We start from the raw sequence: 21,512 nt of genomic DNA on the forward strand, positions 1-21,512 counted from the left end.
GCCGCCTTTTCACCACCCCACAAGGCGATCCAACCCCTCCCTCCCCCGCCTGCAGCCCCCCACTTCCCCGCTCCCCAAGAACTCGTTTTGGACCTCAGCGAACTCTCCTCTATGCTTACGGCTGTCCCTAGGAGCTTCGGCTCCCGCGGTCCGAGTCCCCATCGTCTAGTGGCCTAGGACGCTGCCCTTTCAAGGCGGTAACGCGGGTTCGAATCCCGTTGGGGATACGGTCGAAAGACCAAAGTGAACAAGCTCGAATGATGGTGTAGCATCATCGAGTTGCTAGGCCCAGTAGCGCAGTTGGTTAGCGTGCCGCCCTGTCACGGCGGAGGTCGCGGGTTCGAGTCCCGTCTGGGTCGCCAGGAGAGTGGCGGCAGGTGTCCACACACCGCCGCCATTATTTCTCTCCCGGTCAGGTAGCTCAGCTGGTAGAGCGTCCGCCTGAAAAGCGGAAGGTCGGCGGTTCGAGACCGCCCCTGACCACACATCTCATCACCACCCTCTCCGTCGTTCGGAGAGGGTTTTTCTTTCCCACGCGCACTTCGCAGCCGACCTCCGTCGCTCCGCTCCTCCGGCCACCCGCTGCGCCTGCTCCCGCCCACCCTCCGGCTAGCGCCGGCGGAGGCTTTGGCTGGCGCCGGGTCTATTAGCCGACGCCGGATTCTGCGGCTGCGCCGCGCTGCGCGCTCTGGGCCTGACGGTCCGCTTGCTTGGGACACGCCAGAGCAGCGCACGTCAGGTGTCGAGCTTGCGCCCATGGAGATGCGAGCGCTCTTGATGTAGGTCGTCACGGCCGGACCATCGAATGGGCAGTGAACGGTGCTAGCCAGCCGTCGGATGCCTGAATCAGGCTGGCTGCTCGTTCATGTCCGGGGTCTCCGGTGTCAGTTCGGGCCGGCGGTCGTGATCCAGAAGGCTCATTCGGCAAACTCAACTGGCTGGCGTGTTCTGTGCTTAGCGACCTGCGCCTCGCAATGGCTCCTCTGCCGCCGCGGTTAGCCTTCGGTTCATGAACGACACCAGCGAGGACATCCAGTGGTCGGATGCGGCGCGCGAGCGTTACGTGCAGAGCGCGGAAGAGTTGATTGCGGCGCTCAGAGCACACGTCGCGCTCACGATCGAGCGCAGTGGTCGCGAGCGCGAGCTTGGTCCGTACTTTTCCTCTAGCGAGTCACTTGAGGAGGCTGCTGAGGCCTTTAATGAGTCCGAGCTCGATTGGTGCGGCTCCTTCCCGTTGAGCCTTTCGGGTGAAGACCTCGATGAGTTTGACGATGAGGATGACGAGTCCGATGACGTTGTTGGCCCGCGGTCGGTTCTGTCTGGCTTCGTTCGTTGGGATTTCACGGTCACTGATGAGGCGGCCGTGATCGGGGCTGGAAGGGACGCCTATCGGAGTTTGTGGCCCTCAGGTACCGACGAAGACGTAGTCCTAGCTGTCCCGGATATTGTGCGGGCTGCCGCTGAGATCGTTCATGTCGATGAGTGGGCGGGGCTCGAGAACGCTCCTGGTCTGGATCGGCGGGCGGAGTGGTGGACTTTTGTCTGGCATGACGGCGAGTCCGATGCCTCGGATGAGGAGGATCCCTTCGCGATCGTGCGCGCGACCTGACTTGGTGACTCCCCACGCCGGTGAGGCAGGCCGACTGCGGAGAGTGATCGTAGGCTGACAGGTAGGACCCGTCCGTCCATGCCTGGGGAGGCCTTGTTATGCCGAAACTTCGTCGTACTGCGTTGCTGATCGCGTTGACCACCGCGCTTGTCGGTTTGACCGCGTCGCCGGCTGCCGCCGCGCCGGTGTTGGCCAGCGGGTTTGAGGATCCGCTGATTTCGGGCGGTTACAAGGAGTACGTCGCGGGTCAGCAGTTCGGGGGCTGGACTGTGGCCTCGGGGACCGTCGACTCCGTTTCGTACTGGCAGAACGCCGAAGGGCGGCAATCGCTTGATATGAACGGGACGTCAGCCGGGTCGGTTGCGCGTACGTTGCCGGCGCAGCTGCTCACGACGTACAAGGTCACCTATGCCGTGGCCGGTAATCCGGAGGGTCTGCCGACCATCAAGAGCGGCAAGGTGTCCGTCAACGGGCAGCAGGTGGATACCTTTACCGTCAGTGTGGCGGGGAAGAACATCGGCAACATGGGGTGGGTCTACCGCAGCTTCTACTTCACCAATCTGCTGTCGAGTTCGACGGTGCTGCAGTTCACCAGTACCACCGCGCCGACCAGGTGGGGGCCGGTGCTCGATGACGTCAAGGTGGAGAGTTGTCTGCTGATTCTCTGCCCGGCCTCGGCTTCCACGGTGAACAAGATCCGCTGACGAAGCGTCCACCTGCCGGAGTACTCGTGAGAATTTCATCGAGTACTCCGCTGATCAGCCAGACCACGCGCCTCTGTGACTAGCGCGAGCGGCCGCACAACGCCTTACTTACAAGGGAACAATGACTGACCAACCGATCACCCTCCGCCCGGTCGCCCACGTTATCGGCGGCCGAGCGGAGCCCACCGACGACTACTGGGGCGGCACCCAAGCCATCATCCGCATCGACGACCCACGCCTTGACACCGACTCCACCAGAGGCCTCGAAGACTTCTCCCACCTCGAAATCGTCTTCCACTTCCACCTGACCGACCAGTCCGATCTCCACCTCGGCGCCCGCTCCGCTCGCAACAACCCCGACTGGCCAGCGGCAGGCACCTTCGCACACCGCAACATGCGCCGCCTCAACTGGCTAGGCGTCTCCCGCTGCCGCCTCCTCAAAGTCGACGGCCTCGACCTCCACGTCGAAGACCTCGACGCCGTCGACGGCACCCCGATTCTCGACATCAAGCCTTGGTTCAACGAGTTCGGTCCCCGCGGCACCACCCACCAGCCGAGCTGGCCAACCGAAATGCTCACCAGCTACTTCGCCCCACACGAATAATTCGAAATGCGGATAAAGCCGCCGGCGACCATCACCGGCCGTCGAGTCAGCCTGTTCCCGTGTCGGAGGTTGGAGAGGGTGAAATCTCTCGTAGTTGGTGGAGGAGGTCTTTTCCGGATTGCCTGCCGTTGGGGAACTGGTCGCCGAGTTCCCAGCGCCAGGCTGCGACTATGGCCAGGACGAGTTGTCTGCAGTCGTTGAGCAGGTCTTGGTTGATGTGGGGGTAATGCTTGCCGACTTCTTCGGGGGCGTGGGCCAGGTCGAACTCGATCGGGCCGTGGCAGGACGTTTCGAGGTCGATGAACAATGGGCCGCTTTTGGTGGTGAGCAGGTTGCCTGGGTGTGGTTCGCCGTGGAGTAGTTGTTCCGGGGCGCCGTGGTGCTCGATTGCTTGTCGCAGGGCGGCCAGCTTGCTGCTGAGGAACTCGCGGTCTGCATTGGGAAGCTCTGGTGAGCGATGCGGGGTGGCAACTACTGCTTGTGCTTCGGCGATTCGATCCGTGAACCGTGGGCTCGCGATCTCGACTTTGCGCATGCCTGTGTGCAGGCGTTCCAGCGCTTTGGCGTAGTCGGCTGGTGAGACTTCAGGTGTCACAGGATCGTAGTACGTCCAGAGCGTCACGGCGAAGCCGTCGCGTGTGTGGACGAGTGGGTCTACTCGGGGCTCTAGTTCGCCTACTGGGCAGCCGACCTCGGCGAGGCGTTGAGCGAGTTCGACTTCGAGTTGTGCGACCTCTTGTCCTACATGGGCTACTCGGGCGAAGACGTTGCAGGGCGTCAGGTGCAGCGCGAGCTTGTTCGAGTTGTGGAGGACGGTGGCGTCGTTGGTCGGCAGGTTGAGCGATGCGGCGATCGAGGTCGCAGCTGCGATCGCGCGCGTGCGGTCGGAGGTCTCCATGGTCTGGTCAGGCTACGTTCGCGAACTTGATCGGTCGCCTTGATTTCGGTGAGCGACGGGAGCTTGTCCGTCTCGACGCCGCGGCGGTGATTGACGGCCGGGTCGGGGATCGGGAAGGATGGGGATCCGGCGCGGCCCGCGCCTCACCTTCGTCGACCGGCCCCAGCCTGGTCCTCTTCAGAAGGCAAAGGGATCTCGGATCTCGGGTCGCTCGTCCTGGTCAGCTGCCCCGGGCGAGATCGCTGGGGGATCGCGTGCGGGTGCGTGGAAGGCCAGATGACAGCGCACAGGAGCTTCAAGCGACGGGTTCGTGCCCGCGCCGCCAAGACGGGCGAGTCCTACACTGCTGCCCTTCGGCACTTCCGTCCGACTCCTTCAGGAGAAGACATGCCGGAAGAAATCCCTCAGACCAGCCTGCGGATCGCCGTTGCCCAGTCGACGGTTCGCGAGGATCCCACCGACGTCGCGGGACTGCATGCGAGCGCGGAGGAAGTACGGCGGTTCATGACCGAAGCGGCCGAGGCGGGTGCCCGTCTGGTGCACTTCAGTGAGGGCGCGCTCTGCTTTCCCAGCAAAGTCGTGATGTCCGAGCTCGGACCGGACGAGGTCGGGCCGTCCGACTGGAGCAAGGCCGAGTGGGCCGTGCTGCAGGAGGAGCTGGACCGGATCGTCGCGCTCTCGGGTGAGCTCGGGATCTGGACCGTGATCCCGTCGGTGCACCAACTGCCGGCGCCGGCTCGGCCGTACAACAGCATGTACGTCGTATCGGATCAGGGGAAGCTCATCAGCCGGTACGACGAACGCCGGTTGTCGACCACCAAGGTCAGCTTCATGTACAGCGAGGGCGACCAACCGGTCACCTTCGACGTCGAAGGCTGGCGGTTCGGTCTCGCACTGGGACTGGACATGCTGTTCCCGGAGATCTTCACCGAGTACGACCGACTTGAGGTCGACGCCGTCCTGGCCTCCTACGCATCCGTCGGCGTTTCGCGGAACGCGCAGGTGGGCGTGCAGGCTCGGGGCGCCGCCGCGAACACCACCTGCTGGGTGAGCATCGCAACGGCGGCCAATCCCGGTTCCGGTCTGGAGTCCGGGGTGATCGATCCCCGCGGTGACTGGGTTGCCGAAGGCCCCGCCTCGGGTACGCCGGCGCTCGTGATGGCCGAACTGCAGCGTGACGACACGACCCAGCTCGGCCGGGACTTCCGGCGCAGGACCCGGGAACGCGTCAGCTCCTAGCGATCGCCGTGCACAACGACAGGAAGTAGTCCCGGCCGGCCGCTGGGCCCACGCTCAGCGGCTGGTCCGGGATCGCGATTCAGCGCACTACTTCCTGTCGTTGTGTCCGCAGACAGCCTCGTCCAGGAAGGCCTTCACGGCGTCGTCCACATCACCGTCATGGTTGGGCGTGAGCGCGAGGGTGGCCTGACGACGCCCGTCTTCGGTCGAGAACGACCAGACGTTGTAGGCCAGGGCGTCACCGTCGTTGCCGTAGACACGGACACCGCACTCGGTGTCCCGCCAGGCCAGCCCGAGTCCGTACTTCTTGGTCTCCGTGCCCGGTGTCTTCATCTCGTCGAGCAGGTGCCGCGGCAGCAGGTCGCCGGCGAGCAGCGCGGCAAAGAACTTGTTGAGGTCCTGGTTCGTGGAGATCATCTCGCCACCCGCGCCCATCACCGACGGGTTCATCTCCGTGTAGTCGACCAGACGGACGCCATCGGCGTACTCGATCGGCACGTAGCCCCGCGGATGCGGCCCTCGGATCCACGGCGAGGTGCCCGGCAGTTCGGTGTCCCGCAGCTTCAGAGGCCGGATGATCCGGCGCTCGATCGCTTTGGCGTAGGGCTTCCCGGTCACCTTCTCGATCACCTGGCCGAGCAGCAGGTAGCCGGTGTTCGAGTACGCGTACGTCGTACCGGGTGTCTCGGAGGTCGGCGGGTGCACCAACGCCTGCCGGATCTGCTCCTCGGGGTTCCAGGTGCGCCACCGGTTGGCCAGGAACGCCTGGCTCGGCGGGAACGGGATCGTGTAGAGGTAGTCGTACAGCCCGCTCGTGTGGTTGAGCAGCTGGCGCAGGGTGATGTTCTGGCCGTTGGGCACGACTCCCGGCAGCCACTTCTCCACGGGGTCATCCAGCCGCAAGCGCCGCTCGTCGGCCAACTGCAGCACGACAGTGGCGACAAACGTCTTGGTGACACTCCCGATCCGGTACCGCCCGTCGACCGGCACCGCGCGCGTCGTCCCCAGTACGGCGGCCCCGCTGGTTCCTCGCCAGACGCGGTCCCCGGTGCGCACCTCGGCCAGCGCGCCCACCGAGCCCGCGGCAACCACCTGGTCCAACCGTTGCTGCAGCTCCCCTTGCGCCGGCTTGGCACTGCTACTGGCATTGGCGACTCCTGGCACGGCAACCACCACCATCGCAGTGGCCAGTATCTTCAGTACTCGCTTCATCTCGGGCCTTCCTCTGAACAGTTCGTCGGTCCACCCTGCGGCGAAGAACTCGGCGGTCACATCGGGGAGCGCCCCTGAGAGTCCCGGAGGTCACCAGTAGGGCGTGAGAGGATCGCGCGGTGAGAGTGCGAGCGGGTTTGCTGCGCTGGGGATACCGGGCGCTGCGCCTGTGGTGGAAGGTGCGGCAGCCGTCGTCGTACGGCGTCAAAGTTCTGCTGGTCCACCCCGATGATCCGTCGCGCTGCCTGGTCGTGCGGCACTCGTACGTCGATCGCCAGTGGTGGGCGCTGCCCGGCGGCGGCTACAACCCGAAGCGTGAGACCGCGGAGGCGGCCGCGATCCGTGAGGTGGCCGAGGAGCTGTCGCTGACCATCACCCGGACTCCAGTGGTGCTGAACACCCTGATCACGGACCGCGAAGGCAAGATCGACAGCCTGACGATCTTCCTCGCCGAGCCGACGTCGGCGAAGTTCCGCCTCAACCCGGAATTGTCCGAGGCTCGCTGGGTCTCCATGACGCTGGCCGAGCTACCGCCGGATTCCTCTGTGTCGCGCTGGCTCAAGCTGGCCCTGGCCGCCAAGACCTAGGGTTGGGGTATGCCGAGGAAACTGCGTAAGGGTCAGACAGCCGAGCTGTACGTCGTAGAAGTTGCCAGCGGCAAGCGAACGCTGGTGTTCTCCTCCACCGAGTTGTTGTTCGAGGCCCCTAACTGGACCGGTCACGAGTTGATCGTCAACGGGGACGGCGGATTGTTCCGGTTGTTGGTGAGTGGCGGTGAGCTCGAGCGGATCGAGCTCGGTGGGGTGCCGGAGATCAACAACGACCATGTGGTCAGCCCGGACGGCTCGACGGTTTACGTGTCGGCGGAGGACGGACACCTGTACGCCGTACCGCTGGCCGGCGGCACGGGCCGGCGGGTGAGCAACGAGCACGGCGTTCACCATTACCTGCATGGGGTTTCGCCCGATGGGGAGCGGCTGGCCTATATCGGGCTGAAGAGCCGGGACGAGCTGCGGATCACCAACGTCTACACGGTTCCGGTGGCCGGCGGGGTGGATGTCCAGGTCACCGACGACGAGTTCGCGGACGACGGCGCGGAGTACGGGCCTGACGGGGAGTGGATCTACTTCAACTCCGAGCGGGCGGGGCACGCGCAGTTGTTCAGGATCAAGGGCGAAACCGTCGAGCAGTTGACCTTCGACGAGCGGGTGAACTGGTTCCCGCATCCTTCCCCGGATGGTTCGTGCATCGCTTACGTCAGCTTTCCCCCTGGCACAGAAGGCCATCCGGCCGACGTGGCGGACGTCCGGGTCCGGGTGCTGGAGAACGGACAGATCCGGGAAGTGGCCCAGCTCTCCGGCGGCCAAGGCACGATGAACGTGCCGAGCTGGTCGCCGGACAGCCGGTACTTCGCGTACGTCGCCTACCCGATCAGCTAGCCGAGCGCCCTGGTACTCCGAACGGCTCCTGTGGATGAGCAGAAACGTCAGGCGGCTTCTACCGAGTAGTCTTCGGACTGTGACCGCGCAGCCGCATCAGGAGTCGCCGGAGGACCCGGCGGAGATTCTGCGTGTGCTGCCCTCGAAGTGGCATCCACAGTTCCTGGCGGAGTACCACGGGGCGCTCGATGCGGCGCACGAGGTCTGGCGCTTCCAGCAACTGCGCGAGGTACTGCAGTTGTGGCACCTCCGAGCCGCGGCCTACTCGAGACCTGGGTTCGAGGAAGCCGCGCAAGCCGCCCGCGAAGGGCGCGACGACGAGTTCACGTCCGCGGACCAAGTCATCCCCGGCTGGGCCGAACGACAATGACCTACCGCGTGGACTTCCACGCGGCCGCCTTCGCACAGCTGGACGGACTACCGTCCGAGGCGTTCGACGCCTTGGTGGACCACGTCGTCAAGCTCGTGGACGCCCCGTGGGACGCTCAGTTGCTGTCACCGGACGAACCCCAGTTCCGCCAGAGTCAGTTCGGCGGGTCCGGGCTGATCTCGTTCCATCTCGATGATCACCGGCGACTTCTCCGGATCTTCGACGTGACCTGGGTCGGTTAGACCACGTTCAACGCCCCCGCCTGCTGGGCGAGGGCGATGAACATCAGGCCGCGGCGGCGGCTTCGGTCAGTTGTTCTGAGGTGGGTTGCAGTTGGGGAGAGGCCAGGGTCAGGAAGACGTTGGCTACGGCGAAGCCGGCGGCTACCAGGAGGCCGCGTTGGAAGCCGTCAACCAGGGCCTGTTGCTGGGGGACGCCGGCGGCGAGGGATTCAGTCGTGCGGGTGATCGAGAGGGTGGTGACGATCGCGAGGCCCAGGGCGCCGCCTACCTGGTACATCGCGTTCACGACGCCTGACGCGGCGCCGGCCTCGTGGTTCTCCACCTCTGAGACGGCGGTGATCTGACCCGGTACGCCGACGCCGAGGATGCCGAAGCCGAAGATGAGCAGGCCGGGCAGGATCTGCGTCGCGTAGCTACCGGTCGCGTCGGCCTGGGAGAGCAGCAGGAGACCGATCACGCTGAGTACGGCGCCCGACAGTTGCACGGTGCGGGTGCCGACCGTCTGGACGAGCTGCGAAGCCAGTACTGCGGCGACGATCGCCGCGCCGCCCATCGGCAGGAAGTGCACGCCGGCCTCGAGCGCGGAGTCGCCGCGCACCTGCTGCAGGAAGATCGCGGTCAGGAAGAACATCGACAGGAAGCCCGCGCCGTTCAGGGCCAGCGCTCCGCTCGACACGCTCAACGCCCTCGACCGGAACAGCCGCAGCGGCACCAGCGGGGCCTTCGACCGCGCCTCGACCAGCACGAAGGCGGCCAGCAGAACGACCCCGCCGGCCAGGAAGAAGATGACCTCGCCCGAACCCCAGCCCTTCGGCTCGGACCGGACGACGCCGTACACGACGGCCAGCAGACCCGAAGTAGCCAGTACTGCGCCCGCCGTGTCGAAGGCGCGGGTGCCGTTCTCGTTGTGCCGCGTGTCGCGGACGTAGATCGGGATGAGCGCGACCAGCAGGGCCACGATCGGCACGTTCACGAAGAAGATCCACTGCCAGCTCAGCGAGTCGACCAGCAGTCCGCCGGCCACCACTCCGAGTGTGCCGCCGAGGCCGGCCAGACCGCCCCAGACGCCCATCGCGATGTTGCGCTCCCGGCCGTGCGCGAAGGTGACGGTCAGGATCGCCAGCGCCGCGGGTGACAGCAACGCGCCGCCGAGCCCCTGGACCGCGCGGGCGCCGATCAGGAACTCGGGCGAGTTCGCGAACCCCGCCACCAGCGAGGTGATGCCGAACAGCACCAGTCCGGCGACGAAGACCCGGCGCGGCCCGAGCAGGTCGGCCATCCGGCCGCCGAGCAGCAGGAAGCCGCCGAACAGCAGCGTGTAGGCGTTGATCACCCACTGCAGGGAGTCGGCGGAGAAGTTCAGGTCCTTCTGGATGTCGGGCAGCGCGACGTTCACGATCGTCACGTCGAGCACCACGATGAACTGCGCTAGGGCCAGCACCGCAAGGGTGGCCCAGGGACTGCGTCGCATGTCTTCCTCACAGGTCTACGGCGTATGTATACGTTGTATGTGTACGTCGTAAACCGTAGGTCTACGTTGTAAACTTGTCAACGTGACTCCCACCAGCAGCCAGACCAGCAAGCGGCTCGACCCGGCCCTGCTCGCCACCAACGCGCTGGCGATCGCCGACGCCGAAGGACTGGAGGCGCTCACCATCCGCCGGCTGGCGCAGGCGCACGACGTCACGCCGATGGCGCTCTACCGGCATTTCAGCGACAAGGACGACCTGCTCGCGGCGGTCGGCGACCGGATCCTGGCCGACCTCGCGCTGCCCGAACCGACCGATCAGCCCTGGGATGCGCAGCTGCGCGGCGTACTGGATGCGTTCGTCGCCGCCCTCCGACCACACCCGAAGGCAGCCGGGCTGACTCTGTTCCGCATTCTCGTCTCACCGGCCGGCCTGGCGATGGCCGAGCGGACGATGGAACTGCTGACCCAGGGCGGCTTCTCCGCCGACGACGCCGCGGAGGTCGGCCGGCAGTCGATCTGCTCGCTGATCACCCTGGTCACCACCGAGCCCGGCGCCAACGAGGACACCGACCCCGTCACCCGCGAGGACGCCCTTCGCGGCAAGCGCGCCGCCCTCGCCGCCCTGTCACCGCACCGCTATCCGCTGATCACCGCGGCGGCGGACACGCTGATCTGCCCGACCTCCACCGACCGGTACTACGCCCTCGGCATCGATCTCGTGGTCGCCGGCATTCGCGGCGTGCTGACGGTCCGGGAAGCCTGAACCCCGGTACGCTCCGGAGCGGAGTCAGTCCATTACACGGAGGGTTCAGCCATGGCGGCCAAGTTCGAGCTGTACGAAGACAAGTCGGGCGGATTCCGGTTCCGCCTCAAGGCCGGCAACGGCGAGGTGATCGCGGTCAGCGAGAGCTACAAGACCAAGGACGGCGCGCTGAACGGGATCGAGTCCGTGAAGAAGAACGCCGGCGACGCGAACCTCGACGACCAGACTTCCTAGTCCTCGGTAGTAGTACGGAACAGAACGGCAGGAACTCCCCGAAGCGGAGCTCCTGCCGTTCTGTCGTTCTGCCGTCGCCGGCCGGGATCAGAGGCCCAGCTCGTGGACTACCTCCCGGACCTCGACACCGAGCCCCTCGATCGAGGCGTCCGGGATCATCGCGGCCAGCTCGTGTGCCCGTTCCGCGGTGGCACAGTCGAGTAGGTAGTACCCGGCGAGAAACTCCTTCGCCTCCAGGAACGGCCCATCCGTCACCGCCGGTACGCCGCCGCGCACCTTGACCACCGCGGTCTTGGCCGGCTCGGCGAGAGCGACCGTGCTGTGGAACTCCCCGGACTCCTGCACCGTCTGCAGGAACTTCTCGTGCCCACTGAAGATCGCCTGCTGCTCGTCCTCGGTCAGCGCGTTCAGGACGTCGGGGTTGATGTTCAGTACCACCAGGTATTTCACGAAGCTCTCCTTCACCGGCGGCTCCCGAACGGAAGCCTCTCGCCATCAGTACGGAGCGGGCGCTGCCACCTTGACATAGCGTCGTGTCATGACTGAGCTGACTTTCGCGGACGTGCAGGCCGCGGCCGGACGGATCGAAGGCGTCGCCCACCGTACGCCGGTGCTGACCTCGCGCACGCTGAACGAGCGGGTGGGCGCGGAGGTCTATCTCAAGGCCGAGAACTTCCAGCGGATCGGCGCCTTCAAGTTCCGCGGCGCCTTCAACGCGATCAGCCGGCTCTCCCCCGAGCAGCTCGCCAGGGGCGTCGCGGCGTACTCGTCGGGCAATCACGCCCAGGCGGTCGCGCTGGCCGCCAGGCTGGCCGGGACCACCGCGGTGATGCTGATGCCGAAGGACGCGCCGCCGACCAAGATCGCGGCCACGCGCGGGTACGGCGCAGAAGTGGTGACCTACGACCGCTACACCCAGGACCGGACCGCGCTGGGCAAGCAGTTGTCGGCGGAACGCGGCTTGACCCTCATCCCGCCGTACGACCACTACGACGTGATGGCCGGTCAGGGCACGGTCGCACTGGAGCTGATCGAGGAGGTCGGGCCGCTCGGCGCGCTGCTGGTACCGATCGGTGGCGGCGGGCTGATCGCCGGCTGCGCGACCGCGGCGACCGCGCTGTCGCCGGGGATCCGGGTGATCGGCGTCGAACCGGAAGCCGGCGATGACACGGCCCGGTCGCTGAAGGCCGGCGAGCGGGTGCAGATCGACATCCCGCGAACGATCGCCGACGGCCAGGCGATCGCGACGCCGGGCGAGCTGACCTTCCCGATCGTGCAGCGACTGGTCGACAGCATCGAACTGGTCAGCGACGACGAGATCCGGGCCGCGATGACGTTCGTCTTCGAACGGCTGAAGATCGTTGTGGAGCCCAGCGGCGCCTGCGCCCTGGCGGCCCTGCTGGCCGGCCGGATCAAGAACCTTCCCGACCGCGTCGGCGTGGTGGTTTCAGGCGGCAACGTGGGCCTGGAGCGCTGGCTGCAGGTGCTCGGAAAGCGCTGAGCCAAGGGCAGCCTGAGTACTCACTGTGCTCACCGTCACAGACCGCCACCACGGGTTGTGACCGGGGTCACACGAATCTACTCAGTGGCCGCCTGAGACACGCTCAAACGGGCTCAGGACACCTGGTGTTCACCACAGGTCCCTGAGCCGTCAGAGAGCTGTTCAGGGCCGTTCGGGAGGGTCTCTGCCGATTTGAGGGTTTGCGTCGTGATCGTTCTGTTATACAGTCGTCGGCGGTTCGACAAATGCGCCGAACTGCGAGTGTGTCAACGCCGAGTCCTGCCAGGCACACCCGCTCCCCTCGAACAACCATGGCAGGAGTGGGGGACCCAGGAAGTTGGGGTCCGACCGTGAGTGGTCGGGTCCCTGGGGTGAAGTCCGCGGGAGCGGACCGGGCTATTGACTCTCAGCCCGAACCCGACAGCTAACTTCACAGGCGTCGGGAGACAACCATGCCCGTCACTGCCCGACGGACAGCGCTTCAGGGCGCCGTCAGTCAGTCCAGCGATGCCAGCACCCGGCCCACCGGCCGCACCCTGGCGAAGCACCGCAAGACCAACAAGTCCGCGGCCGCCCCTCGCGCCGCGGCAGCCGTCCTCTCGGTCGGCCTCGCAGTCGGTGGTGGAGCCGCGATCAGCGTGGTCACCGCTCCGACGACCGCCTCCGCGGCGACCACCGCCAAGCTCACGGCCGGCCAGGTCCGCGGCAGCACGACCATCGCCAGTCGCCCCCTGATTCGCTTCCGCGACTCGGGCTCCACGGTCAAGTACATCCAGAAGACCCTGCGCCTTCCGCAGGACCGGTACTTCGGCAACAGCACTGTCGCCGCGGTGAAGAAGTTCCAGCGTTCCTGGGGCATCAGCGCCACCGGCTACATGAGCAAGCCGACCTGGAACCGCCTCACCTGGGCCGCCAAGCACGGCGTGCTCTACGGCAAGAAGGGCGCCGTCAGCAGCACCACGACGACGTTCCGCGCGAAGGTTCTGCGTGAGGCCGCGAAGCTCAAGGGCACGCCGTACCGCTACGGCGGCACGACCACCCGCGGTTTCGACTGCTCCGGTTACACCGGTTACGTGTACAAGAAGGCCGGGAAGAAGCTGCCCCGTACGTCGCGTCAGCAGTACAGCGCGACGAAGCACATCAGCAAGGCCGCCGCGAAGCCGGGCGACCTGGTGTTCTTCCGCAGTGGCGGTGGCGGCGTCTACCACGTCGGCATCTACGCGGGTAAGGGGCTGCTCTGGCACGCCTCCAAGCCGGGCAAGCCGATTGCCAAGGCGAAGATCTGGACCAGCAGCGTGGCCTACGGCCGCGCCTGAGTTCCAGCCCGTCAGCGGCACCGGCTCCCCCCTCGGTCCGCTGACCTGACAACCGGTCGTGCGTCGCCACCCCCACCCCTCCCGGCGGCGCCCGACCGGTTGTCCACGTCCGGACGACGTCAGAGATCCAGCAGCCCCGCGTCGTGCGCGAGGATCGCGACCTGGACCCGGTTGGTCGCGTCGAGCTTCACCAGCACCCGCGAGACATGCGCCTTCACGGTCGCCTCGCTCATGAACAGGGCCCGCCCGATGTCGGCGTTCGACAGGCCGCGCGCGATCGAGGCCAGGACTTCGCGTTCCCGGTCGGTGAGCGCGGTCAGCCGCTCCCGGGCGCTGCGCTGCCGGTCGGTCCGCGGATCCGCCGCGAAGTGCCCGATCAGCCGCCGCGTCACCGTGGGCGACAGCATCGCGTCGCCACCGGCCACCACCCGCACGGCCTGGACCAGCTCCCGCGGCGGAGTGTCCTTGAGCAGGAACCCGCTCGCGCCGGCCTGCAGCGCGCGGAACACGTAGTCGTCCAGATCGAACGTCGTCAGCACGATGACCTTCGGCGGATCGGTCAGCGCCTGAACCTGCCGGGTCGCGGCCAGCCCGTCCAGCCGCGGCATCCGGATGTCCATCAGCACCACGTCGGGCCGGTGCTCGCGAACCATCGCGGCAGCGTCCGCGCCGTCCTCGGCCTCCGCCACCACCTCGAGGTCGTCGGCCGACTCCAGGATCATCTTCAGCCCGGCCCGGACCAGCGCCTCGTCGTCCACGATCAACAGCCGCGTCATCGCTCTCCATTTCCCTTGGCTCTACGAACTCCGACCGCACCCCGGTCAGTAGGGCAACCAGGCCTCGACCTGCCACCCGCCACCCTGGGTCGGCCCGGCTTCCAGCCGCCCGCCGGACAGCGTCACGCGCTCGCGCAGCCCGACCAGCCCCGCACCCGAGCCCGGCAACAGTGAATCAGCCGCCACCGGCCGCACGTTGGTCACCCGCACGGTCACGCCGGTCCCGGGCGCGCCGTCCACCAGTACTTCGGTGGAGACACCCCGCGCGTGCTTGTGCACATTGGTCAGACCCTCCTGCACGACCCGATAGACCGTCCGCCCGACCAGAGCCGGTACGTCGTCCGGCAGCGTCAGCGAGCTCGTCACCTGTACGCCGGCCGCGCGCGACGCCTCGACCAGCCTGGCCAGGTCGGCGGCGCGTGGTATCGGCGCCAGGTCGGCGCCGGTCTGGCTCAGGTCGGTTCGCAGTACGCCGAGAACCTCGCGGAGATCCTCCATCGCCTGCCGGGCGGTCTCGCGGATCAGGCCGGCCGAGCTCTCCACCTTCTCGGGGCCGACCCCCGGGTTCACCTCGAGCCCGCCGGCGTGCAGCGCGATCAGCGACACCTTGTGCGCCAGCACGTCGTGCATCTCCTGGGCGATCCGGGCCCGTTCACCCAGCCGGGCCTGGTCGGCGCGCAGTTCGCGCTCCGACTCGGCCCGCTCGGCCCGGTCCCGCAGCGACGCCATCAGGTCGCGCCGGGCGCCGATGTAGGCACCGATCGCCACCCAGATACCTAGCGCGAACGGCCCGGTGAGGAGCGGGACGGTGGGATCGTTGTCGGCCGGCAGGCTCGAGACGACGTACGCGACATACGCCGCGAAGGTCAGGGCCCCCAGCACCAGGTCGCGCCGCCGGATCGCCAGCGTCAGCAACGCCAGGCCGACCGGCGCGCTGACGGTGGCGACGCCGAGCGCGACCACGGCGATCACCGTGACCACGACCGGGAACCTCCGGCGCCACCACAGCGCCAGCGAGGCGACGGTGCCGAGGCCGACCACCAGCCAGTTGCTGGGCTGCCAGCCCGACTGGCCGGAGGAGGCCTGGGCGACGATCGTCAGCAGGCTGATCCCGACGAACATCAGGTCACGGAAGCGCGGGGCACGCCGGACGAACCAGGCGTACCAGCGCTTCAGCCGTTGCATTGCGTCAGCCTAGTCCGGTCAGGTCAGGACTTACGTCCGTCTTCCGTTGACGACGTGTCTCCCCCTTCCGGTGGGGGTCCGGGGACCGCCGCGACGACTTAAGTAGGGGGTCACACAGGACGGTCGGTCGATGTGAGGAGAGGGCCGGAAACGGTTGAGTAGTGGACATGATCACCGTCGAGAACCTGAGCAAGCGCTACGGCAGCGCCACGGCCGTCAACAACGTCTCCTTCACCGTCGAGCCCGGCAGCATCACCGGCTTCCTCGGCCCGAACGGCGCCGGCAAGTCCACCACGCTGCGGATGCTGACGGGGCTGACCCCGCCGAGCGCGGGTCACGCCACGATCGCGGGCAAGAAGTACTCCGACCTGCCGAACCCGGGGCGCGTCGTCGGCGTCATGCTGGACGCCGCGGCGCAGCACCCGGGCCGCACCGGCCGCGAGACGCTGCAGCTCAACGCGTCGCTGCTCGGCGTACCGAAAAGCCGGGCGGACGAGATGCTGGACGCCGTCGGTCTCACGCCGGCCGCCAAGCGCCGGGTCGGTCAGTACTCGCTGGGCATGCGGCAGCGGCTCGGCATCGCGGCCGCGCTGCTCGGTGACCCGGCCGCGCTGATCCTGGACGAGCCGGCCAACGGGATGGACCCCGAGGGCATCCGCTGGATGCGTGGGCTGCTGCAGGACTTCGCTTCCCGCGGCGGCACGGTGATCCTGTCCAGCCACCTGCTCGGCGAGGTCCAGGCGACCGTCGACCGGCTGGTCGTCATCGGCGGCGGCAAGATCGTTGCCGACGGCTCCCTGGAGGAGCTGCTGGCCGGCAGCGGCACGCTCGTTCGTGGTCTCGACCCGATCGGCCTGAACCAGGCGCTGACCGCCGCCGGACTGAACCTCGAGCCGCTGCACGACGGCGCGCTCCGCGTCGACGCCTCCGCCGAGCAGGTCGGCCGTGCCGCCGCTGCCGCCGGCCAGGTCCTGCTCGAACTCCGCGAGAGCGACGGCGCCGGCCTGGAGGAGCTCTTCTTCCAGCTCACCGCCGCCCCCACCGCCGTCGCTGCCTGACCCCCAACTTCTTCTTCCTAGACCTTCTGGAGCTTTCCACCATGGCTGTTTCCGAAATCACTTCTCCGGTCGTCGCGGCGGCTCCGGGCAAGCACCGCGCGGCGGTCGCCACCTCGCTGCCGCCCGCCCGCGGCCAGTCGTTCCTCAAGCTCGTCACGATCGAACTGCGCAAGTCCGTGAACACCCGCAGTGGCCGGTTCCTGATCCTGGGCATCCTGGCCTTGGCGCTGGCCGCGCTGACCTGGCAGCTCACCCACATGGAAGACGGCAAACAGGCGTTCGAGAGCTATCTCGGCGCCGCCGCGACCGGTGTCCTGCTGCTGCTGCCCGTGATCGGCGTGATGGCGATGACGAGTGAGTGGACCCAGCGCACCGCGCTGACCACGTTCACGTTGTCGCCGCGCCGGATCCGGGTGCAGCTCGCCAAGTTCGCCTCGGCGATCGTGCTCAGCGTCGTGGTTCTGAGCGCCACGGTCGTGCTTTCCCTGGCCGGCACCGCCCTCGGCGGCTCGCTGAGCGGCGACGGAGCGTCGTACGCCGGCATCGGGGGTTCCCTGGCCGGCGCCTACCTGACCACCGCGCTGAACGTCGTGATGGGTGCCGCCTTCGGTGCGGTGATCGCCCAGACCGCGGTCGCGATCCTGGTCTTCTTCGTCGCTCCGACCGCCTGGTCGCTGGCCGGGCCGGCGCTGTTCAAGAGCAACGCCGACTACCTGGACGTGTTCGGCGCCTTCGGCCGGATCTCCGAGCGCGAGCTGAACGGGATGGTGCCGCAGACGCTCACCGCACTCGCGATCTGGATCGTCCTGCCGACCATCGTCGGACTGTGGGCAAGCTCACGTCGTGAGGTGAAGTAGCAGCCCCGTCAGGGGCGAAAGACGCGGGAGGCCTGGCCGGTTTGAGGGGACCGGCTGGGCCTCCCGGCCCTGTTGCCGGACCTCTTCGGGGGTCCAGTCAGGGGGCGGTGCGTGTGTCGGACACCGGCTCCGGGTAACCTAGAACCACGATTACTGACGACTGATCCGTGGACGCCACGCTGCGTACCCGGTTGACTTGTGCGAGGGGGTCGACGCTATGGGGCGCGGCCGTGCAAAGGCCAAGCAGACGAAGGTCGCACGCGACCTGAAGTACCGCACCTGGGACACCGACTTGGACCAGCTCAAAAAAGAGCTGTCCGGCGGGGACGAGGGCGGTACCTCTGCGAACGGCAACAACGACGCTGACGTCGGCGATGACGCCGACGACTACCACCCCCGTCGGTAAAGCTGCAGCACTTCGACCTGCCCGGCGCCTCGGGGCGCTTGGGCAGGTTGATTGCGCTTAGCCGACGTAGTTCCACCACACGGCAGGTCAGGTCTTCCCAGCCTGCCCTTTTCCGAAGCATTGGCAGTCCGGATCGTCCTTCGGCGCCCTGAGCCCAGCCCAGGCACCGAAGGACCTTTCGCGTGCCCGCCACTGACGAGCACCTCGCGGCTACCTGCGCTACATCAGCCCGCGGTAGGCCAACACATCGCCGCTACCCAGCACTGCTGCTGATCTCCATCGCCTCAGCCCGCACTGCCGCTCGCCGGAGTTGCGCCAGCCCGTACTGCGGTTGCCGCCGCTGTGCCAGCCTGTACTGCAGCTGCCCACAGCATCCGACCGCTTCGGCACCTGCTGTTGCCAACACCGCCGCTACCAGCGCTGCTGCCGATCGCCATCGCCTCAGCCCGCACTGCCGATCGCCGGAGTTGGGCCAGCCCGTACTGCGATCGGCTGCGCTGCAACTGCCCACAGCATCCACCCGCTTCGGCACCTGCTGTTGCCAACACCGCCGCTACCAGCGCTGCTGCCGATCTCCATCGCCTCAGCCCGCATTGCCACTAGCCAGCGATGCGCCAGCCGGTACTGCGTGGCCGCCACTGCACCAGCCGGACCGCGGCCTGCGCCGACCCGTACGTACTGTGATTAGGCCGCCGCCAAGTCAGGTGACGCTGCGGCGGCCTCGGGGACTTCAGTTGGCGTAGTCGCCCTGGAGCTCGACGCCTGCCTTGGCGTCGGTTGCCGTGCTGACCTCGCCGCACACCCAGGCGGTGATGTCGCGCTCGGCGAGTGTCGCGATCGCGCGGTCGGCGGCGGCGGGGTCCAGGACGGCGACCATGCCGACGCCCATGTTCAGCGTCTTCTCGAGTTCGAGCTGGGGGACGCCGCCCAGCTGACCGACCAGGCCGAAGATCGGGGCCGGGGTCCAGCTGGAGCGGTCGATCCGGACCGCGAGGTCCTCGGGGATGACGCGGGCCAGGTTGGCCGCGAATCCACCACCAGTGATGTGCGACATGGCATGCAGCGGCTTCTCATCAGCAGCGTTCAGCTCGCGGATCAGCTCGAGGCAGTGCTTGGCGTAGACCCGGGTCGGGATCAGCAGCGTCTCGCCGAGCGTGCCGCCGAGCTCGGGGACCTCGCGGTCGAGCTGCCAGCCGGCCCGGTCGAAGAACACGTGCCGGACCAGGCTGTACCCGTTGGAGTGCAGCCCGGAGGACGCCATCGCGACCACCACGTCACCCGCGCGGACCCGGTCCGCGCCGATCACCTCGTCGGCTTCGACGACTCCGGTGGCCGCGCCGGCCACGTCGTACTCGCCGGCCTCCAGCAGCCCCGGGTGCTCGGCCGTCTCGCCGCCGACGAGCGCAGTACCGGCCTCGACACAGGCCTCCGCGATGCCCTTGACGATCTGCGCGATCGTCTCCGGCACCACCTTGCCGGTGCAGATGTAGTCGGTCATGAACAACGGCTCGGCACCGCAGACCACCAGGTCGTCGACAACCATGCCGACCAGGTCGAAGCCGATCGTGTCGTGCCGGTCCAGCTTCTGCGCGATCGCGACCTTGGTGCCGACCCCGTCGGTGGAGGTGGCCAGCAACGGCCGCCGGTACGCCGTCAGCGCACTCGCGTCGAACAGCCCGGCGAATCCGCCGAGCCCACCGACCACCTCGGGACGGGTCGCCTTGGCCACCCATTCCTTCATCAGTTCGACGGCCCGGTCACCGGCCTCGATGTCGACACCGGCGGCCGCGTAGCTCGCGCCCTCGCTCACTGTGGTTCTCCTTCTTGGGGGCTTGCGGGCTCTACGGCCGCGACAGGGCGTCGGCGGCACCGGCGCCACCGGACACGGTGGCGAGGCCGTCGACGTCGGTGCTGACCGGTATCTCGAGCAGGTGCTTGCCCAGCTGCTCCGGTTCGGGCAGCGCGACCGGGTAGACCCCGTCGAAGCAGGCCCGGCAGAGCTGGTCCTTCGGCACCGTGGTGGCGTCGATCAGCCCGTCCAGGCTGACGTACCCGAGGGAGTCCGCGCCGATCGAGCGGCAGATCTCCTCGGTGTTCAGGCCGTTCGCGATCAGCTCGGCGCGGCTGGCGAAGTCGATGCCGTAGAAACACGGCCACTTCACCGGCGGCGACGAGATCCGGACGTGGATCTCCTTCGCGCCCGACTCGCGCAGCATCTTGATCACCGCGCGCTGGGTGTTGCCGCGGACGATCGAGTCGTCGACGACGACCAGGCGCTTGCCCTCGATCACCTCGCGCAGCGGGTTCAGCTTCAGCCGGATGCCCAGCTGGCGGATGGTCTGGCTGGGCTGGATGAAGGTCCGGCCGACATAGGCGTTCTTGACCAGCCCGGAACCGTAGGGGATGCCCGACTCCTCGGCGTACCCGATGGCGCCCGGCGTACCGGACTCCGGGGTGGCGATCACCAGGTCGGCCTCGACCGGGTGCTCCCGGGCGAGCCGGCGGCCCACCTCGACGCGGGTGGAGTGGATCCGCTGACCGGAGATCTGGGTGTCCGGGCGGGCCAGGTAGACGAACTCGAACAGGCAGCCCTTGGGCTCCGGCTCGGCGAACTTGGTGGAGCGCAGGCCGTCCTCGTCGATCGCGACGATCTCGCCCGGCTCGACCTCACGGATGAAGCTGGCGCCGACGATGTCGAGGGCGGCGGTCTCGCTGGCCACCACCCAGCCCCGCTCCAGCCGGCCGAGCACCAGCGGACGGATGCCCTGCGGGTCGCGGGCGGCGTACAGGGTGGTTTCGTCCATGAAGACCAGGCTGTAGGCGCCCTTGACCTTCGGCAGCACCTTGGCGGCCGCCTGCTCGATGGTCAGGTCCGGGTAGCCGGCCAGCATCGAGGTGAGCAGATCGGTGTCGGAGGAGGCGCCGTGTTTGGCGTTCGCCTTCGCGTGCTCGACCTCCAGGTCCAGCCCGAGATCGAGGTCGTCGCGCCCGCTCAGCGTCGCGGCCAGCTCACCGGTGTTGGTGAGGTTGCCGTTGTGCCCGAGCGCGATCGAACCGGTCGCGGTGGACCGGAAGGTCGGCTGGGCGTTGGCCCAGACACTCGACCCGGTGGTCGAGTACCGGCAGTGACCGACCGCTATGTATCCCTTCAGCGAGGCGAGCGTCGCCTCGTCGAAGGCCTGGCTGACCAGACCCATGTCCTTGTAGACCAGGATCTGACTGCCGTTGCTGACCGCGATGCCAGCCGACTCCTGCCCCCGGTGCTGCAGAGCGAAGAGTCCGAAATAGGAGAGTTTGGCGACCTCTTCCCCCGGTGCCCAGACCCCGAAGACGCCACAAGCGTCCTGAGGGCCCAGATCCTGCGGGTCAAGATCATGAGTGAGCCGACCATCGCCACGAGCCACGCCCGGCAGTCTACGGGACTAGAACTGCCAGCAGTTCACGCCGGGTGCGCACTGGGTGGTCCCAGGGTCCCCGGCCGCCCGGCCGCCCGGACTCGGCAATACCGAAAATGTGGCGACCAGCGCCAGAGCGCCGACTACAGTAAGCCACTTCTTGATCACGACTCGGCCCTCCGAATAATCTGAAACAACCAATATCAAGCGCTCAATGTCGACGCACTCTGTAT

General features: G+C 67.4%; 23 protein-coding genes, 3 tRNA genes and 1 riboswitch. Of the genes, 18 read left to right on the forward strand and 8 right to left on the reverse strand.

Annotated features, from left to right (window positions below):
* Nucleotides 1-154: 154 nt before the first annotated feature.
* The 6 genes from OX958_RS33310 to OX958_RS33335 all read left to right on the forward strand — a co-directional run bounded on the left by OX958_RS33310 (nucleotide 155) and on the right by OX958_RS33335 (nucleotide 2,917).
* Nucleotides 155-227, forward strand: a tRNA-Glu gene (locus tag OX958_RS33310).
* Nucleotides 228-285: 58 nt separating this feature from the next.
* Nucleotides 286-362 (forward strand) — tRNA-Asp (locus tag OX958_RS33315).
* 48 nt (nucleotides 363-410) lie between these two features.
* Nucleotides 411-483 (forward strand) — tRNA-Phe (locus OX958_RS33320).
* A gap of 526 nt (nucleotides 484-1,009) precedes the next feature.
* Nucleotides 1,010-1,609: a hypothetical protein gene (locus OX958_RS33325; RefSeq protein ID WP_270134256.1), complete on the forward strand. Its 600-nt coding sequence runs from the start codon at nucleotides 1,010-1,012 to the stop codon at nucleotides 1,607-1,609.
* Between the two features lie 98 nt (nucleotides 1,610-1,707).
* A complete protein-coding gene (locus OX958_RS33330; RefSeq protein WP_270134258.1) occupies nucleotides 1,708-2,313 on the forward strand; it encodes a DUF642 domain-containing protein in 606 nt (201 codons plus the stop codon).
* Nucleotides 2,314-2,434: 121 nt separating this feature from the next.
* On the forward strand, nucleotides 2,435-2,917 hold the full coding sequence (locus OX958_RS33335) for an SAM-dependent methyltransferase (protein WP_270134259.1): 483 nt from the start codon (nucleotides 2,435-2,437) through the stop codon (nucleotides 2,915-2,917).
* A gap of 46 nt (nucleotides 2,918-2,963) precedes the next feature.
* Here the strand turns inward: OX958_RS33335 and OX958_RS33340 are convergent, their stop codons facing one another.
* Nucleotides 2,964-3,815: a phosphotransferase gene (locus OX958_RS33340; RefSeq protein WP_270134260.1), complete on the reverse strand. Its 852-nt coding sequence runs from the start codon at nucleotides 3,813-3,815 to the stop codon at nucleotides 2,964-2,966.
* 387 nt (nucleotides 3,816-4,202) lie between these two features.
* Here OX958_RS33340 and OX958_RS33345 point away from each other — a divergent pair, with 387 nt between their 5' ends.
* A complete protein-coding gene (locus tag OX958_RS33345; protein ID WP_270134261.1) occupies nucleotides 4,203-5,054 on the forward strand; it encodes a carbon-nitrogen hydrolase family protein in 852 nt (283 codons plus the stop codon).
* An 87-nt stretch (nucleotides 5,055-5,141) separates the two neighbouring features.
* On the opposite strand, the gene OX958_RS33350 is transcribed toward OX958_RS33345, so the two are convergent.
* Nucleotides 5,142-6,266, reverse strand: coding sequence for a serine hydrolase domain-containing protein (locus OX958_RS33350; RefSeq protein WP_270134263.1), 1,125 nt, complete (start codon nucleotides 6,264-6,266; stop codon nucleotides 5,142-5,144).
* A 119-nt stretch (nucleotides 6,267-6,385) separates the two neighbouring features.
* On the opposite strand from OX958_RS33350, the gene OX958_RS33355 reads away from it, so the two are divergent.
* From OX958_RS33355 to OX958_RS33370, 4 genes are all read left to right on the forward strand, one after another.
* Nucleotides 6,386-6,853, forward strand: a complete 468-nt coding sequence (locus OX958_RS33355; RefSeq protein WP_270134264.1) for an NUDIX hydrolase — start codon at nucleotides 6,386-6,388, stop codon at nucleotides 6,851-6,853.
* A gap of 9 nt (nucleotides 6,854-6,862) precedes the next feature.
* Nucleotides 6,863-7,705, forward strand: a complete 843-nt coding sequence (locus tag OX958_RS33360) for a TolB family protein (RefSeq protein ID WP_270134265.1) — start codon at nucleotides 6,863-6,865, stop codon at nucleotides 7,703-7,705.
* Nucleotides 7,706-7,784: 79 nt separating this feature from the next.
* Complete coding sequence (locus OX958_RS33365; protein ID WP_270134266.1) at nucleotides 7,785-8,075, forward strand: DUF6247 family protein; 291 nt, start codon at nucleotides 7,785-7,787, stop codon at nucleotides 8,073-8,075.
* Nucleotides 8,072-8,317 carry a hypothetical protein gene (locus tag OX958_RS33370; protein WP_270134268.1) on the forward strand — a complete coding sequence of 82 codons (246 nt, stop codon included), beginning with the start codon at nucleotides 8,072-8,074 and terminating at the stop codon, nucleotides 8,315-8,317. Before OX958_RS33365 ends, OX958_RS33370 begins: the two co-directional genes overlap by 4 nt.
* Nucleotides 8,318-8,360: 43 nt before the next feature.
* Here OX958_RS33370 and OX958_RS33375 read toward each other — a convergent pair whose 3' ends face one another.
* A complete protein-coding gene (locus OX958_RS33375; protein WP_270134269.1) occupies nucleotides 8,361-9,788 on the reverse strand; it encodes an MFS transporter in 1,428 nt (475 codons plus the stop codon).
* Between the two features lie 82 nt (nucleotides 9,789-9,870).
* On the opposite strand from OX958_RS33375, the gene OX958_RS33380 reads away from it, so the two are divergent.
* The gene (locus tag OX958_RS33380) at nucleotides 9,871-10,551 is read left to right on the forward strand and encodes a TetR/AcrR family transcriptional regulator (protein WP_270134272.1); all 681 of its coding nucleotides are present in this window, start codon (nucleotides 9,871-9,873) and stop codon (nucleotides 10,549-10,551) included.
* A gap of 51 nt (nucleotides 10,552-10,602) precedes the next feature.
* Nucleotides 10,603-10,785: a YegP family protein gene (locus OX958_RS33385; RefSeq protein ID WP_270134273.1), complete on the forward strand. Its 183-nt coding sequence runs from the start codon at nucleotides 10,603-10,605 to the stop codon at nucleotides 10,783-10,785.
* A gap of 87 nt (nucleotides 10,786-10,872) precedes the next feature.
* On the opposite strand, the gene OX958_RS33390 is transcribed toward OX958_RS33385, so the two are convergent.
* Nucleotides 10,873-11,235, reverse strand: coding sequence for a YciI family protein (locus tag OX958_RS33390; RefSeq protein ID WP_270134275.1), 363 nt, complete (start codon nucleotides 11,233-11,235; stop codon nucleotides 10,873-10,875).
* Between the two features lie 88 nt (nucleotides 11,236-11,323).
* Here OX958_RS33390 and OX958_RS33395 point away from each other — a divergent pair, with 88 nt between their 5' ends.
* Entirely contained in the window at nucleotides 11,324-12,286 is a 963-nt protein-coding gene (locus tag OX958_RS33395; protein WP_270134277.1) for a threo-3-hydroxy-L-aspartate ammonia-lyase, read from the forward strand.
* 260 nt (nucleotides 12,287-12,546) lie between these two features.
* A riboswitch (cyclic di-AMP (ydaO/yuaA leader) is annotated at nucleotides 12,547-12,739 on the forward strand.
* Nucleotides 12,739-13,602 carry a C40 family peptidase gene (locus tag OX958_RS33400; RefSeq protein WP_270134278.1) on the forward strand — a complete coding sequence of 288 codons (864 nt, stop codon included), beginning with the start codon at nucleotides 12,739-12,741 and terminating at the stop codon, nucleotides 13,600-13,602. Its footprint overlaps the riboswitch before it by 1 nt.
* A gap of 119 nt (nucleotides 13,603-13,721) precedes the next feature.
* Here the strand turns inward: OX958_RS33400 and OX958_RS33405 are convergent, their stop codons facing one another.
* Nucleotides 13,722-14,378, reverse strand: coding sequence for a response regulator (locus OX958_RS33405; RefSeq protein ID WP_270134279.1), 657 nt, complete (start codon nucleotides 14,376-14,378; stop codon nucleotides 13,722-13,724).
* 45 nt (nucleotides 14,379-14,423) lie between these two features.
* On the reverse strand, nucleotides 14,424-15,563 hold the full coding sequence (locus tag OX958_RS33410; protein ID WP_270134281.1) for a sensor histidine kinase: 1,140 nt from the start codon (nucleotides 15,561-15,563) through the stop codon (nucleotides 14,424-14,426).
* 167 nt (nucleotides 15,564-15,730) lie between these two features.
* On the opposite strand from OX958_RS33410, the gene OX958_RS33415 reads away from it, so the two are divergent.
* From OX958_RS33415 to OX958_RS33425, 3 genes are all read left to right on the forward strand, one after another.
* A complete protein-coding gene (locus OX958_RS33415) occupies nucleotides 15,731-16,621 on the forward strand; it encodes an ABC transporter ATP-binding protein (RefSeq protein WP_270134282.1) in 891 nt (296 codons plus the stop codon).
* Nucleotides 16,622-16,662: 41 nt separating this feature from the next.
* Nucleotides 16,663-17,478 carry an ABC transporter permease gene (locus tag OX958_RS33420; protein ID WP_270134283.1) on the forward strand — a complete coding sequence of 272 codons (816 nt, stop codon included), beginning with the start codon at nucleotides 16,663-16,665 and terminating at the stop codon, nucleotides 17,476-17,478.
* A 217-nt stretch (nucleotides 17,479-17,695) separates the two neighbouring features.
* Complete coding sequence (locus tag OX958_RS33425; protein WP_270134284.1) at nucleotides 17,696-17,884, forward strand: DUF3073 domain-containing protein; 189 nt, start codon at nucleotides 17,696-17,698, stop codon at nucleotides 17,882-17,884.
* A gap of 730 nt (nucleotides 17,885-18,614) precedes the next feature.
* Here OX958_RS33425 and purM read toward each other — a convergent pair.
* Nucleotides 18,615-19,694, reverse strand: a complete 1,080-nt coding sequence (gene purM, locus OX958_RS33430; RefSeq protein WP_270134285.1) for a phosphoribosylformylglycinamidine cyclo-ligase — start codon at nucleotides 19,692-19,694, stop codon at nucleotides 18,615-18,617.
* 31 nt (nucleotides 19,695-19,725) lie between these two features.
* Nucleotides 19,726-21,288: an amidophosphoribosyltransferase gene (gene purF, locus OX958_RS33435; RefSeq protein ID WP_270134286.1), complete on the reverse strand. Its 1,563-nt coding sequence runs from the start codon at nucleotides 21,286-21,288 to the stop codon at nucleotides 19,726-19,728.
* Between the last annotated feature and the right edge of the window lie 224 nt (nucleotides 21,289-21,512).

Origin of the sequence: Kribbella sp. CA-293567, assembly GCF_027627575.1 — a bacterium.
In the GTDB taxonomy this organism is placed as follows: Bacteria; Actinomycetota; Actinomycetes; order Propionibacteriales; family Kribbellaceae; genus Kribbella.

Bases quoted from the DNA above. Each gene is read 5' to 3' on its own strand.
- OX958_RS33325 (WP_270134256.1), top strand. From the start codon at position 1,010: ATGAACGACACCAGCGAGGACATCCAGTGGTCGGATGCGGCGCGCGAG.
- OX958_RS33330 (WP_270134258.1), top strand. From the start codon at position 1,708: ATGCCGAAACTTCGTCGTACTGCGTTGCTGATCGCGTTGACCACCGCG.
- OX958_RS33335 (WP_270134259.1), top strand. From the start codon at position 2,435: ATGACTGACCAACCGATCACCCTCCGCCCGGTCGCCCACGTTATCGGC.
- OX958_RS33340 (WP_270134260.1), bottom strand. From the start codon at position 3,815: ATGGAGACCTCCGACCGCACGCGCGCGATCGCAGCTGCGACCTCGATC.
- OX958_RS33345 (WP_270134261.1), top strand. From the start codon at position 4,203: ATGCCGGAAGAAATCCCTCAGACCAGCCTGCGGATCGCCGTTGCCCAG.
- OX958_RS33350 (WP_270134263.1), bottom strand. From the start codon at position 6,266: ATGAAGCGAGTACTGAAGATACTGGCCACTGCGATGGTGGTGGTTGCC.
- OX958_RS33360 (WP_270134265.1), top strand. From the start codon at position 6,863: ATGCCGAGGAAACTGCGTAAGGGTCAGACAGCCGAGCTGTACGTCGTA.
- OX958_RS33370 (WP_270134268.1), top strand. From the start codon at position 8,072: ATGACCTACCGCGTGGACTTCCACGCGGCCGCCTTCGCACAGCTGGAC.
- OX958_RS33375 (WP_270134269.1), bottom strand. From the start codon at position 9,788: ATGCGACGCAGTCCCTGGGCCACCCTTGCGGTGCTGGCCCTAGCGCAG.
- OX958_RS33385 (WP_270134273.1), top strand. From the start codon at position 10,603: ATGGCGGCCAAGTTCGAGCTGTACGAAGACAAGTCGGGCGGATTCCGG.
- OX958_RS33395 (WP_270134277.1), top strand. From the start codon at position 11,324: ATGACTGAGCTGACTTTCGCGGACGTGCAGGCCGCGGCCGGACGGATC.
- OX958_RS33400 (WP_270134278.1), top strand. From the start codon at position 12,739: ATGCCCGTCACTGCCCGACGGACAGCGCTTCAGGGCGCCGTCAGTCAG.
- OX958_RS33405 (WP_270134279.1), bottom strand. From the start codon at position 14,378: ATGACGCGGCTGTTGATCGTGGACGACGAGGCGCTGGTCCGGGCCGGG.
- OX958_RS33410 (WP_270134281.1), bottom strand. From the start codon at position 15,563: ATGCAACGGCTGAAGCGCTGGTACGCCTGGTTCGTCCGGCGTGCCCCG.
- OX958_RS33415 (WP_270134282.1), top strand. From the start codon at position 15,731: ATGATCACCGTCGAGAACCTGAGCAAGCGCTACGGCAGCGCCACGGCC.
- OX958_RS33420 (WP_270134283.1), top strand. From the start codon at position 16,663: ATGGCTGTTTCCGAAATCACTTCTCCGGTCGTCGCGGCGGCTCCGGGC.
- OX958_RS33425 (WP_270134284.1), top strand. From the start codon at position 17,696: ATGGGGCGCGGCCGTGCAAAGGCCAAGCAGACGAAGGTCGCACGCGAC.